Origin of the sequence: Pseudolabrys sp. FHR47, assembly GCF_005153485.1 — a bacterium.
Lineage (GTDB): Bacteria > Pseudomonadota > Alphaproteobacteria > Rhizobiales > Xanthobacteraceae > Pseudolabrys.
On record NZ_CP039740.1, the window covers coordinates 913,477 to 925,800 of the forward strand.

The 12,324-nt window shown below is 63.8% G+C and carries 12 protein-coding genes and 1 pseudogene; 9 read left to right on the forward strand and 4 right to left on the reverse strand.

The genetic code is table 11. The annotated features are described in order from the left end of the window. The first annotated feature begins 85 nt into the window (after positions 1 to 85). Positions 86 to 415, forward strand: coding sequence for a cytochrome c (locus E8Q40_RS04540; protein ID WP_137043267.1), 330 nt, complete (start codon positions 86 to 88; stop codon positions 413 to 415). A gap of 5 nt (positions 416 to 420) precedes the next feature. Here the strand turns inward: E8Q40_RS04540 and E8Q40_RS04545 are convergent, their stop codons facing one another. From E8Q40_RS04545 to E8Q40_RS04560, 4 genes are all read right to left on the reverse strand, one after another. Further along, complete coding sequence (locus E8Q40_RS04545) at positions 421 to 1,392, reverse strand: PDR/VanB family oxidoreductase (protein ID WP_205995689.1); 972 nt, start codon at positions 1,390 to 1,392, stop codon at positions 421 to 423. 84 nt (positions 1,393 to 1,476) lie between these two features. Then, complete coding sequence (locus E8Q40_RS04550) at positions 1,477 to 2,943, reverse strand: S8 family serine peptidase (protein WP_137043268.1); 1,467 nt, start codon at positions 2,941 to 2,943, stop codon at positions 1,477 to 1,479. A gap of 21 nt (positions 2,944 to 2,964) precedes the next feature. After that, entirely contained in the window at positions 2,965 to 3,636 is a 672-nt protein-coding gene (locus tag E8Q40_RS04555; RefSeq protein ID WP_137043269.1) for a hypothetical protein, read from the reverse strand. Next, entirely contained in the window at positions 3,633 to 4,193 is a 561-nt protein-coding gene (locus E8Q40_RS04560) for a sigma-70 family RNA polymerase sigma factor (RefSeq protein ID WP_137043270.1), read from the reverse strand. The genes E8Q40_RS04555 and E8Q40_RS04560 overlap by 4 nt, the downstream gene beginning before the upstream one ends. Positions 4,194 to 4,469: 276 nt before the next feature. On the opposite strand from E8Q40_RS04560, the gene E8Q40_RS04565 reads away from it, so the two are divergent. From E8Q40_RS04565 to phoU, 8 genes and pseudogenes are all read left to right on the forward strand, one after another. After that, positions 4,470 to 4,739 carry a sulfur globule protein precursor gene (locus tag E8Q40_RS04565; protein WP_370455229.1) on the forward strand — a complete coding sequence of 90 codons (270 nt, stop codon included), beginning with the start codon at positions 4,470 to 4,472 and terminating at the stop codon, positions 4,737 to 4,739. A 314-nt stretch (positions 4,740 to 5,053) separates the two neighbouring features. Beyond that, positions 5,054 to 6,109 carry a lysylphosphatidylglycerol synthase domain-containing protein gene (locus E8Q40_RS04570; protein WP_137043271.1) on the forward strand — a complete coding sequence of 352 codons (1,056 nt, stop codon included), beginning with the start codon at positions 5,054 to 5,056 and terminating at the stop codon, positions 6,107 to 6,109. Between the two features lie 73 nt (positions 6,110 to 6,182). After that, positions 6,183 to 7,394: an ATP-binding protein gene (locus tag E8Q40_RS04575; protein ID WP_137043272.1), complete on the forward strand. Its 1,212-nt coding sequence runs from the start codon at positions 6,183 to 6,185 to the stop codon at positions 7,392 to 7,394. Positions 7,395 to 7,681: 287 nt separating this feature from the next. Beyond that, positions 7,682 to 8,702, forward strand: a pseudogene (pstS, locus tag E8Q40_RS04580) (phosphate ABC transporter substrate-binding protein PstS). Between the two features lie 193 nt (positions 8,703 to 8,895). Then, positions 8,896 to 9,891: a phosphate ABC transporter permease subunit PstC gene (gene pstC, locus E8Q40_RS04585; RefSeq protein ID WP_246662998.1), complete on the forward strand. Its 996-nt coding sequence runs from the start codon at positions 8,896 to 8,898 to the stop codon at positions 9,889 to 9,891. A 2-nt stretch (positions 9,892 to 9,893) separates the two neighbouring features. Beyond that, positions 9,894 to 10,757 carry a phosphate ABC transporter permease PstA gene (gene pstA, locus E8Q40_RS04590; RefSeq protein ID WP_137043274.1) on the forward strand — a complete coding sequence of 288 codons (864 nt, stop codon included), beginning with the start codon at positions 9,894 to 9,896 and terminating at the stop codon, positions 10,755 to 10,757. Between the two features lie 2 nt (positions 10,758 to 10,759). Next, positions 10,760 to 11,569: a phosphate ABC transporter ATP-binding protein PstB gene (gene pstB, locus E8Q40_RS04595; RefSeq protein WP_370455245.1), complete on the forward strand. Its 810-nt coding sequence runs from the start codon at positions 10,760 to 10,762 to the stop codon at positions 11,567 to 11,569. Positions 11,570 to 11,603: 34 nt separating this feature from the next. Further along, positions 11,604 to 12,320, forward strand: a complete 717-nt coding sequence (phoU, locus tag E8Q40_RS04600; protein WP_137043276.1) for a phosphate signaling complex protein PhoU — start codon at positions 11,604 to 11,606, stop codon at positions 12,318 to 12,320. The last annotated feature ends 4 nt before the right edge of the window (positions 12,321 to 12,324 follow it).

Consider the following 12,324-nt stretch of genomic DNA (forward strand, 5'->3'; position numbering starts at 1 on the left):
AAGAAAACGCGTCTGAAAAACGCCACGCCGCCGCCTGACAAAGGTCAAGGCGGCGGCCCGGCTTTCTGCTAAACGTGTCGTCGCCATGAGTCGGGAACGACACATTCTCGCCGCCTTTGCCGCCGCCGCGCTTCTTGCGGGGATGGTAGAAGCCCGCGCCCAGGAGCCGGCCGCCCGCGGCCGCGCCTTGCTCAAGGAATACTGCGCGCGCTGTCACGCCATCGATCGGCTCGATACGAGCCCCCATCGGGCGGCGCCGCCGTTCCGTGTTATCGGCGAGAGCTTCGATCTCGATCGGTTCGCGCGGCAACTGCGCCGGGGGCTGGCGTCGTCGCATCCCGACATGCCGGAATTCCACTTCAATGCCGACGACGCCGATGCCGTCGTCGCCTATCTGCGAACGATCCAGCAGTAGCCCGATCACCGATCGAGCGTGATCTCGTCGTCCTTGGCGCGCGACACGCAGATCATCATCGTGTCGGCTTTTTCGGCATGCGACAGCACCAGATCGCGATGATCGACCTCGCCGGCGAGCACCTTGACACGGCAGGTGCCGCAGGTACCGGTCTCGCACGAACTCGGTACCTCGAAGCCCGCGCCGCGCAGCACATCGAGGATGGATTTGTCGGCCGGCACGTCGAGCGTCTTGCCGGACTTCGCCAGCTTGACGCGGAAGGCATGATCGCCGCCGGGCGGTTTGGCCGCTGGCGCGAAGGCTTCGAAGTGTAGGGCCGTCGGCGACCAGTGATCGGTCAACTCGCGAACGGTCTCCATGAGCGGACGCGGACCGCAGCAGTAGAGATGCTCGCGGTTCTGCCGTTCTTTCAGATATGAGCTGAAGTCGAAGGCGCGGGCGGGATCGCCATGGTCGTAATGAATGGTGACGAAGTCCTTGAACTCCGGCGCCGATAAGTCCTCACGGAACGGCGCCATCTCCGGCGAATGCGCGATGTAGATCAGGCGGAAACGCTTACCGGCGCGGTGCACGTGCCGGATCATCGACATGATCGGAGTAATGCCGATACCGCCGGCGATGAACAGGAAGTCCTGGGCGCGCGGCGGCAGCCCGAAGACGTTGACCGGCTCGCCGACCATGACGATATCGCCGGCTTTGGTCCGGTCGATCAACTCGCCGGAGGCGCCGCTGCCGCTGCTCTCGCGCTTGACCGCAACCTGGTAGCGGTCGCGCTCGGCCGGATCGTTGCACAGCGAATATTTGCGGATTGCGCCGTTCGGCACGCGGACTGGAATATAGGCGCCCGCGGAAAATTCCGGCAGGGCCTGCCCGCCGTTCCCCTGAAACTCGAACAAATGAACACCGTCGGCGATCGGGTCATTGCGGGTGACGCGCAGCGGCATCATCCGCGGGTCGAGGCTGGCGTCGTGGCTCACAGGCACTCCGGTAGGATCTCTTGACTAGCCTCACAGGTGGCCGTTTTTGGCGGCCACTGCAAGCTCCGGAGTTTCACTTAGGTCTCAGCGAGCGCCCGTGCTGACGCGCTCGACAGGCTGCTTGCTGCTTGAGGCGGCGGAGACCGGTACGGTATTGGCGCTCAATGCTTCCATCGCATCGACAAGGCCGGCGCCGAAATCCGGGTCGCGTCCTTTCGGCCCGAGATCGCGCGCGGTCGATTGCAGAATGGCGCTCACTTTGGCCGGCGTCAGACGGCCATCGCGCTCGAGCATCAGGGCCACGATCCCGCTGATACCGGCCGCGGAGTAAGAAGTACCGGACGACACTTCATATCCGTCCGGTATGGCCACCAGAAGTTGGTCGCCCGGCGAAGCCACCGCAATGTGCCGCCCGCGGCTGGACTGCGCGAACAATTTATCTTCGGCGTCGGTCGCCGTCACCGCGATCACATTGGGGTAGGCGGCCGGATAAAGCGGTGCCGATGTCGGCCCTTCATTGCCGGCGGCGGCGACCAGCACGATGCCTTTCTTGTATGCCGCGTCGAGATTGCGGCGAATGGCCGGGTCGTTCGGTCCGGCAAAACTCATATTGATGACCCGGGCGTTCTTGGCGGCGGCCCATTCGATCCCTTTCAGGATGCCAAATGTGGTGCCTTCGGCGCTGCCGCCTTTCGGGTCGAAGGCGCGGATGGCGAGAATCTTCGCTTTCGGCGCTGCGCCCAGCAATTTGCCGTGCCCGGCGATCAGCGCGGCAATGGCGGTGCCGTGACTATGCGCGGCCATCGGCGTTGACAGTGCGTTGTAATAATCGGTGACGCTGCCCTTGAGTTCGTCATGTTCGGTGTCGATGCCGGAATCGATGACTGCGACAGGCACGCCTTCGCCCTGCGCGATTTCATGTGCTTGCGGCAAGCGCAGCTTGGCAAGTTCGTATTGCGCGGGGTCGCCGGTTGGCTTCTGCTCTGTCTGTTGCAACGTATAAAGATAATTCGGCTGCGCCGAGACGACGAGATTGTTGGCTTCGAGCTCACGCACGACTTGCGCGACGGATCGGCGATCCGGAATACGCCAGCGATAGAGCGTGGTGCCGGACAATTGGCTGACCTGAGACTCGATCCGCGACAGCCGATGCCGTCGTTGCAGTGCGTCGATCTGCTGCGGCCGAACGGTATTGCGCAGTTCGATCACGACTTCGTCCGGCACAAGCCGACTCTCGTTAGCCGGCGGGGCGCCGCTCGGGCCGCGTCGTGCCGCGTTCTGTGGCGGAGGACGTCGCGGCTGGCGCGGCTGATCGTCGACGATCTCCCGGTCCTGCGGTGGCGGCACCAGATGCGGTATCGCCATGATGATGCCGGGCACGACCACGCCCCAACCCGGTCCACCGCCGCTGCCACCACCACCGGGGCTTCCGGTCGATGGTTTGCCGCCGCGATATTGCTGCGCGTGAGCGGCGCCGTCGATCGACAGAGGAGCGGCTATCAACATTGTCGCCGCGGCGAGACACAATATGGCATTGCGCTTGATAGGCATGGCTTGTCCTCCGTGGCGGAGTTACTGGGTGCTCGCGATAAAGCCGACCACCTTGTTGTCCTGGAGCTTCTTCACGATGGCGGTGAGTTCCGTTTGCGGCAGCAGCGCCGGCGAGACCTTCACTTTATACAGCCCGCCGCTCGTCGGTCCGGCGACGATCGCCAGCTTGTTGGCCTCGAGAAATTTGGTGACCTCGTCCTGCGTCGCCTGCGGCGCGAAGCGGATGAGCACAAACGCGCCGGCATTCGCGTCCGCTGTGGTCGACGATGCGGTCACATAGCCATCTGCGGGCCGTTCCTTGAGCATGACCCCCGCGATGATCCCGGCCTGCAGAAGGATAGCGAGCGCGGCGGCGCCGCCGGCAAAGGCGAGCGTGCGCGGCGACAGGCTGGCGAAAAATTCGTTGAGCCGAGCGCTGAAGCCGAGTGAACGGATGGTGGTGCGCGCCGGCTCGGCGTCGATTTTTGCGAACAGATTTTCCATCGCGCGCGAGGAGGGCGCGCCCAAAGTTTCGTTGAGAACAATGGTCTCGCCGAGCTCATCGCGCACCAGCGCGTAGCGGCGGGCGAGTTCGGGATCGCGCTCAAGTGCGTCCTCGACACGTTGGGCGTCACGGCGGCTGAGCGTGCCCGCGGCATGCCACGGCAGAAGCTCTTCGATATCGCCGTGCGCTTCTTTATCTGTCGTGCTCATGGCCAGCCTCTATCGATGCCTTGCTCTTTGAGAAGTTCCGATAACTTCTTTCGCGCATAGAACATGCGCGTCTTCACGGTCGCTTCCGGGATGCCGACGATCGCGGCCACTTCTTCCACCGATTTCTCGTGATAGTAGACAAGGTCGATGATCTCGCGATGTTCGTTCGACAGCCGCGTCAACGCCTGCCGCAGTTGCGCGCCTTTGTCCTTCTTTGCCAACTCCGTTTCCGGATTGTCGGCATGGTCTTCGATTCGTTCCGCCGTCTCGTCGTCCAGTTCCTGCTCGGGCTTGCGCCGCATGGAAGACAGCGCCTTGAAGCGCGCGATGCCCAGTATCCAGGTCGACACCGCCGCGCGGCCTTCGAATTTGCCAGCCTGACGCCAGACGTCGAGAAACACTTCGCTGATCAGATCTTCGGCCGTCGCCTCGTTGCGCACCAGCCGCAGCACGAACCGGTACACCCGCACATGATGCCGCGCGAACAGGACCTGCATGGCAACGCGGTCGCCGTTGGCGATCCGGCTGATCAGGACGTCGTCGTTCGTCGTTTGCATCGCGGCCTTTGCTCATAGACCTGTGTCGCGGCAACCGCCGGTTCGGTTCAAATGTATCGCACGGGCCGGCCGTAAAATGTGATGGTCGGCACTTCAGGGTGCCCGCTTGCCAGAGTTCCGCAACTCGGCGTTCCGTAAAAAATCGTTTCAAACCATGGTGTTACCGGTGGCCCGCCGGTCTCCAAAAAAACTTTGAACCTTTCCCGGTCGTCCCGCGACCCATGGTCAGGATGTGAGAGGCACATTCCTGAATTCGAACCCCGAGGAGAGACTTCCATGACCATGATCCGCAAGCTCACCATCACCCTTGGCGCCGTCGCTGTTGTCGCCGCCGCCGCTCTCGCTCCGACCACGGCGTCCGCCGGTGGCGGCGGTTGGAAGCACAAGCACTGGCACGGCAGCCACGGCTGGCACGGCGGTTACGGCGGCTTCGGCGTCGGCTTCTACGGCCCCGCCTACTACGCCGGTTCCGACTGCTACGTCGTCCGCCGGGTCGTCCACACCCCCTACGGCAAGCGCCTGCGTCGCGTCACGGTCTGCGACTGACACGCAATGACCGGCAAAATACCCCGGCTTCGCCAAGGCGACGCCGGGGTTTTTTGCGTCGGTATTGGTGGACGGCCGGTCTGTATGCTGGCCGGAACCGACGTGTCCGGCCGGATTCTGTCGCGGTCGGCGCGGCAATTCGCAGGGCCATCTAACCCTCGCTTGCCCCGCCCAGTTCTGCTACGGGGGAACTCGCGCAGGCGATGCGTACATGGCGACATTGAGGCGGTCCGTCCGGGCCGCCTCATTTGAGACTCTGGGGATCTCGAATAAGCACGCCATGTACCGCTAGGGGACTACGCCGCGGAGGAACGATGCTGGATGTCTTGCGCGCGGTGGCGCGTTTCTTCAATCGCTACATTGGCTGGCAGCGCGTCGGCTTTGTATTGAGCCTGGTCATTATCGGTACGGCCCTGACCGTCCTGTACCGGATGCTGCACAAGATCGACGTCAACGACGTGTGGGCGGCGGTGCACGCAATCAGCATGACGGACGTGGCGATTGCCGCCCTGTTCGTCGCCGGCGGCTATTTCACCCTGACCTTCTACGACCTGTTCGCACTGCGCACCATCGGCAAGACGCACATTCCCTATCGCATCGCCGCGCTCGCGGGCTTCACCAGCTACTCGATCGGCCACAATATCGGCGCCACGGTGTTCACCGGCGGCGCGGTGCGTTACCGCATCTACTCGATGTACGGCCTCAACGCCGTCGATGTCGCCAAAATCTGTTTCGTCGCGGGACTCACCTTCTGGCTGGGCAACGTCACCGTGCTCGGCATCGGCATCACCATTCATCCCGAAGCCGCCGGCGCCATCGACCAGCTCGGGCCGGGCGTCAATCGCGCCATCGGTATCGGCCTGCTCGTTGTCCTGACCGGCTATCTCGCCTGGGTGTTCACGGCGCCGCGCGAGATCGGCCGCGGCGGCTGGACAGTCAACCTGCCGAACGGGCCGACGACACTCTTGCAGATTGTCATCGGCATCTTCGACCTGATGTTCTGCGCGCTGGCGATGTACATGCTGGTGCCGGCGGAGCCGCATATCGACTTCATCACGCTGGCGGTCATCTTCGTCACCGCGACACTGCTCGGCTTCGCCAGCCACGCCCCGGGCGGCCTCGGCGTATTCGACGCCGCCATGCTGGTGGCGCTATGGCAGTACGACAAGGAACAGCTGCTCGCGGGGCTGCTGCTGTTCCGTCTGCTTTATTATCTCGTGCCGTTCGCGCTCGCCGTCACCATTATCGGCATCCGTGAGATATGGCTGAGCCTCAAGGGCACGCGGCCGAAGATCGAGCTGCATCCGGTGGCTACCGTGACCAAGCCGATCAGCACCGAGCTCGAAGGCAACGGGTCAAACGCCAAGTGACGTACCAAGTGACGTGCCAAGTGACATGTTAAGTGACATGCTAAAATGCGCGCGTTGATCACGGCATGGCCCCATGACGAGCGATAACGGTTCTGGCGATTCAGGCGATAACGCGCGGCCGGGACGTTTGCGCGGCGCCTGGCGTGCGCTGACCGGCCGCGGCACCGAGACTACGCTCGCGCGTCCATCGCCGCGACGCGGCGGTGGGCTGGCCCGGCGTGTGAGCCTGATCGATGCCTTGATCCGCGGCCTGCCGGCGCCGGCCATCGTGCTCGATCGCGACGGCCGCGTTGTCGCCTTCAACCAGGCGGCGCGAGGCATCGCGCCCGCGCTGCGCGCCGGCGAGTTGGCGCTGATCGCGCTGCGCATGCCGGAACTGGTGGATGCGGTGCGCCGCGCCACCAAGAAGCGGGAGCCGCAGCGCGTCGAGTTCATCGAGCGCGTGCCGCACGATCGCTGGTTCGAGGCCTTCGTCGCGCCGGTGTCGTTGCCGGAGGCCGACGGCGCGCATATCGACCTGCTGCTCATGACCTTCAACGACCTGACGCCGCTGCGCCGCGTCGAGGAAATGCGCGCGGACTTCATCGCCAATGCCAGCCACGAACTGCGCACGCCGCTGGCCGCGCTTCTCGGCTTCATCGAGACGCTGCAGGGGCCTGCCAGGAACGATACCGCGGCACGCGAGAAGTTCCTCGCCATCATGCAGCAGCAGGCCGCGCGCATGGCGCGGCTGATCGACGACCTGTTGTCGCTGTCCCGCATCGAACTCAACGCCCATATGGCGCCGAGTACACCGGTTGAATTGGCGTCGCTGGTTCGGCAGGTCGCCGACGGCCTGCAGACTTTGGCGCGCGATCGGCAGGTCGAAATCCGCCTGGTGTTGCCGCCCGAGCCGCTGACCGTGCTCGGCGACCGCGATGAGCTTATTCGCGCCCTGGAAAACCTGGTCGAGAACGCGCTCAAATATGGCGCCGCTGGCAAACGCGTCGACATCACGCTGTCGCGGGCGCAGACCCGCGCCGGTGCGCCGGAAGCGCGGATCGCCGTGCGTGACTTCGGCCCCGGTATCGCACCCGAACACCTGCCGCGGCTGACCGAGCGCTTCTACCGGGTGGACGTTGCCGACAGCCGTTCGCAGGGCGGCACGGGTCTCGGCCTCGCGCTGGTCAAGCACATCCTCAACCGGCATGGCGGACGGGTGGCGGTAGAGAGCACTTTGGGGCAGGGCGCGACCTTCACAATGCACCTGCCGTTACGCACAGCCGAAACCCCCTCCGGCGTATAATATCGATACATTTCAATGTCTTGCACTGTCATGTGATTGTCATGGAAGCTTTATAAAACCATGACAGGCCAACTCTATGGCTGACCGTGGGCTTCGGAAACGAACTGTGCCAACGCCCAGAAAACTCCCGAACCGAAGCCTTTTCGGGGTGCGTTTAACAACAGCGGCCGCCCGTTCGGGCCTCGGAATCGAGGGGCCTGCGGGTTCTTTCGATTTGGCCGCAAACATGGAGAGATCCCTTGAAACACTGGACCGTACTGGCAGCCGCCGGCCTCGTCGCCGCCGCGATGTCTCTTCCGGCCAATGCCGCCGACATCTCGGGTGCCGGCGCGACTTTCCCCTATCCGATCTACGCCAAGTGGGCGGACTCCTATAAGAAAGAGACCGGTGTCGGCCTGAACTATCAGTCGATCGGCTCGGGTGGCGGCATCAAGCAGATCAAGGCCAAGACCGTGACCTTCGGCGCGTCCGACGCCCCGCTCAGCGGTAAGGACCTCGACGAAACCGGTCTCGTGCAGTTCCCGATGGTCATGGGCGGCATCGTGCCGGTCGTGAACCTCGACGGCATCAAGCCGGGCGAAATCGTTCTCGACGGCCCGACGCTCGCCAAGATCTTCCTCGGCGAGATCAAGAAGTGGAACGAGCCGGCCATCGCCAAGCTCAACGCGCAGGTTAAGGCTCAACGCGCAGGTTAAGTTGCCCGACCAGGCCATCGCCGTCGTGCACCGCTCGGACGGTTCGGGCACCACCTTCAACTTCGCCTATTACCTCGCTGAAGTCAGCGCGGACTGGAAGTCGAAGGTCGGCGTGAACACCGCGCTGCAGTGGCCGGTCGGCATCGGCGCCAAGGGTAACGAAGGCGTCGCCAACAACGTCGGCAACACCAAGGGCTCGATCGGCTACGTCGAGTATGCCTATGCGCTGCAGAACAAGCTGACCCACACCAACATGGTCAATGCCGCCGGCAAGAATGTCGCCCCGACGTCGGAAGCCTTCCAGGCCGCCGCCGCCAACGCCGACTGGAAGTCGAAGCCCGGCTACGGCGTGATCCTCGCCAACCAGCCCGGTGACAAGTCGTGGCCGATGACTGCCGCGACCTGGATCCTCATGTACAAGAAGCCGGCTGATGCCGCCGTCACGGCCGATGCCCTCAAGTTCTTCGACTGGGCCTATCGCAAGGGCGACAAGCTGGCGGAAGAACTGCACTACGTTCCCATGCCGACGAACGTCGTGAAGGACATCGAAGGTTACTGGGCGAAGGAAGTGACCGACGCCAACGGCAAGCCGATCTACGCCGTTACCAACTAAATCCACATCGCTTCGGAAGGGGCGCCGTTCTGGTGCCCCTTCCTTCTTCACGTTATCATCCGGCCATCATCGCAGGTGGCGGCCGGTGTCGGCCTGACGGCTAGCGTATGGCCGGATGGCGTATCGAACTGCCGACCGCCCGCAGGAACACCAGCTACGGGAGCGTCGGATGGAAAGCCGGGGGAGGCAACCTGTGGCGGATGTTGCGTTGCAAAGCGGGAATGTCTCGATCGCGGAGACGTCCGACCGCAGCAAGGTTCTGCAAAAGCTGCGATTGACCGATATCGGCTTCCGCCTGCTCACACGCGGCGCGGCGATTGTGGTCCTTCTGATCCTCGGTGGCATCATTGTCTCGCTGGTCTGGGGTTCCTGGGAGGCCATGAGCAAGTTCGGCTTCGCCTTCCTCGTCACCGAAAGCTGGAATCCTGTCACCGAACAGTTCGGTGCCATCTCGCCGATCTACGGCACCATCGTTACGTCGATCATCGCGATGGTGATCGCGGTTCCGATCGGCCTCTTCATTGCTCTGTTCCTGACCGAGCTGTGCCCGATGTTCCTGCGCCGCCCGATCGGCATCGCCATCGAGCTGCTCGCCGGCATTCCGTCGATCATCTACGGCATCTGGGGCTTGTTCGTCTTCGCGCCGTTCCTGCAGCAATACGTCCAGCCTTTCCTGATCAACACCCTCGGCAACGTGCCCGGCATCGGCAACCTGTTCGCCGGCCCGCCTTATGGCATCGGCATTCTCACCGCCGGCCTGATCCTGGCGATCATGGTGCTGCCCTTCATCACCTCGATTTCGCGTGACGTGTTCGCGGCCGTGCCGCCGGTGCTGAAGGAGGCCGCCTACGGTCTGGGCTGCACCACTTGGGAAGTGTCGCGTTACGTCGTGCTGCCGTTCACCCGCGTCGGCGTCATCGGCGGCGTCATGCTTGGCCTCGGCCGCGCGCTCGGCGAGACGATGGCGGTGACTTTCGTGATCGGCAACGCGCACCGCATATCGGCTTCGATCCTCGCGCCCGGCACCACCATCTCGGCGACCATCGCCAACGAGTTCACCGAAGCGGTCGAGCCGATCTACACGTCCTCGCTCATCCTGCTCGGCCTCATCCTCTTCGTCATTACCTTCATCGTTCTGGCCTTCGCTCGCATCATGCTGATGCGCCTCAACGCCCGCGTGGGAGCCTGATCATGGCACTTGTTTCAGGTGCAAACAGTCCGCTCTACGCCCAGCGGCGGCGCAAGAACGGCATCACCATGGGGCTGGCCTATGCCGCTACGGGCTTCGGCCTGACCTGGCTGGTGCTCATCCTCGCGGTGCTGTTGTGGGAAGGCTTCAGCGGTCTGTCGCTGCGGGTGTTCACCGAGATGACGCCGCCGCCCGGATCGGCCGGCGGTCTGCTCAACCCGATCCTCGGCAGTTTAGCGATGACCATACTCGCCGTCATCATCGGCACGCCGCTCGGCATCCTGGCCGGTACCTACATGGCGGAGTACGGCCGCTACGACAAACTCTCGTCGGTCGTCCGATTCATCAACGACATCCTCCTGTCGGCGCCGTCGATCGTGATCGGCCTGTTCGTCTACGAGATCATGGTCGCGCAGATGGGCCACTTCTCCGCCTGGGCCGGCGCCATCGCGCTTGCCGTGATCGTTGTGCCGGTGGTGGTGCGCACCACCGAGGACATGCTCACTTTGGTGCCGGACACGCTTCGCGAGGCGGCGGCCTCGATCGGCCTGCCGCGTGCGCTGATGATCCAGAAGGTTGCTTACCGCGCCGCCCGCGCCGGCATGATCACCGGCGTGCTGCTCGCGGTGGCGCGCATCTCCGGCGAGACCGCGCCGCTGTTGTTCACCGCGCTGAACAACCAGTTCTGGAGCACCAATATGAATGCTCCGATGGCCAGCCTGCCGGTCGTCATCTTCCAGTTCGCCTTGAGCCCCTACAAGGACTGGCAGGAGCTCGCCTGGACCGGCGCGCTCATCATCACCCTGTCGGTTCTGACCCTGAGCATCGTCGCCCGCGCCCTCGCTTCGCAGAGTAAATCACAATGACCATGGCCACATTCACTGTCCCGACCGTCACCAGCACCGTGACCTCGGCCGACGGCCTGACCGAAAAGGTCAGCGTGCGGAATCTCGATTTCTTCTACGGCGATCACCGCGCCCTCAAGACCATCAACGTGTCGCTCTATCACGGCAAGGTCACGGCCTTCATCGGCCCGTCGGGCTGCGGCAAGTCGACCCTGCTTCGCATCCTCAACCGGATGTACGATCTCTACCCGAACCAGCGCGCCACCGGCACGGTTCAGCTCGACAACGAGAACATCCTGTCGCCGTCGCAGGACCTGAACATGCTGCGCGCCAAGGTCGGCATGGTGTTCCAGAAGCCGACGCCGTTCCCAATGACGATCTACGAGAACATCGCCTTCGGCATCCGTCTTTACGAGAAGCTGCCGAAGTCGGAACTCGACGGCCGCGTGCAGCACGCGCTGGAGCGCGCCGCGCTGTGGGGCGAGGTCAAGGACAAGCTCGGCGCCAACGGCCAGTCGCTCTCGGGCGGCCAGCAGCAGCGCCTGTGCATCGCTCGCACCGTGGCGGTGCGGCCGGAAGTCATCCTGTTCGACGAGCCGTGCTCGGCGCTCGATCCGATCTCGACCGCCAAGATCGAAGAGCTGATCGACGAACTCAAGGAAGACTACACCATCGCCATCGTCACCCATAACATGCAGCAGGCGGCGCGCGTCTCCGACTTCACCGCCTTCATGTATCTCGGCGAGCTCGTGGAATACGGTGAGACCACCAAGATCTTTACCGCGCCGAACGACCGCCGCACCCAGGACTACATCACCGGCCGCTTCGGCTAGGCCGGCGCCCGGAAGGGAATGAAGGATCAGGATCATGAACGAGCAGCACACCGCCAAGGCCTTCGACATCGACCTCCAGGAGTTGTCCCGGATGGTCGCCGAGATGGGCGGCCTGGCCGAGAAGCAGGTCGCCGACGCGGTCGATGCGCTGGCCAAGCGCGATACCAACATGGCGCAGCGCGTGACCGCGTCCGATAACGCCATCGACGTCCTGCAGCGTGAGATCGAGGAAAAGTCGGTGCTCACCATCGCGCGCCGCCAGCCGATGGCTGTGGACCTGCGCGAAATCGTCGGCGCGCTGCGGCTCGCCAACGATCTCGAGCGCGTCGGCGATCTCGCCAAGAACATCGCCAAGCGCGTTATCGCCCTCAACGCCGAATTCCCGCCGCCGAAGCTGATCCGCGGCGTCGAGCACATGACCGACCTCGTGCTTGAGCAGCTCAAGGCGGTGCTCGATGCTTACGCTCGCCGCGACGATAGCAAGGCGATGGCGGTGTGGCGCGGCGACGAGGAAATCGACGCGGTCTGCACTTCGGTGTTCCGCGAACTGCTGACCTACATGATGGAAGACCCGCGCAACATCACCTTCTGCATCCATCTGATGTTCTGTGCCAAGAACATCGAGCGCATGGGCGACCACGCCACCAATATCGCCGAAACCGTGCACTTCATCATCGAAGGCACCCCGATCACCGAGCGCCGGCCCAAAGGCGACACCGAGATTTCGGCCCTGGCCGGCACTCCCGCTTGACGAG

What these genes read in the sequence shown, in the direction of transcription:
- E8Q40_RS04570 (WP_137043271.1), top strand. Translation starts at nt 5,054, where the DNA reads ATGCTGGATGTCTTGCGCGCGGTGGCGCGTTTCTTCAATCGCTACATT.
- E8Q40_RS04575 (WP_137043272.1), top strand. Translation starts at nt 6,183, where the DNA reads ATGACGAGCGATAACGGTTCTGGCGATTCAGGCGATAACGCGCGGCCG.
- pstB (WP_370455245.1), top strand. Translation starts at nt 10,760, where the DNA reads ATGGCCACATTCACTGTCCCGACCGTCACCAGCACCGTGACCTCGGCC.
- E8Q40_RS04550 (WP_137043268.1), bottom strand. Translation starts at nt 2,943, where the DNA reads ATGCCTATCAAGCGCAATGCCATATTGTGTCTCGCCGCGGCGACAATG.
- pstA (WP_137043274.1), top strand. Translation starts at nt 9,894, where the DNA reads ATGGCACTTGTTTCAGGTGCAAACAGTCCGCTCTACGCCCAGCGGCGG.
- E8Q40_RS04555 (WP_137043269.1), bottom strand. Translation starts at nt 3,636, where the DNA reads ATGAGCACGACAGATAAAGAAGCGCACGGCGATATCGAAGAGCTTCTG.
- E8Q40_RS04560 (WP_137043270.1), bottom strand. Translation starts at nt 4,193, where the DNA reads ATGCAAACGACGAACGACGACGTCCTGATCAGCCGGATCGCCAACGGC.
- E8Q40_RS04565 (WP_370455229.1), top strand. Translation starts at nt 4,470, where the DNA reads ATGACCATGATCCGCAAGCTCACCATCACCCTTGGCGCCGTCGCTGTT.
- phoU (WP_137043276.1), top strand. Translation starts at nt 11,604, where the DNA reads ATGAACGAGCAGCACACCGCCAAGGCCTTCGACATCGACCTCCAGGAG.
- E8Q40_RS04540 (WP_137043267.1), top strand. Translation starts at nt 86, where the DNA reads ATGAGTCGGGAACGACACATTCTCGCCGCCTTTGCCGCCGCCGCGCTT.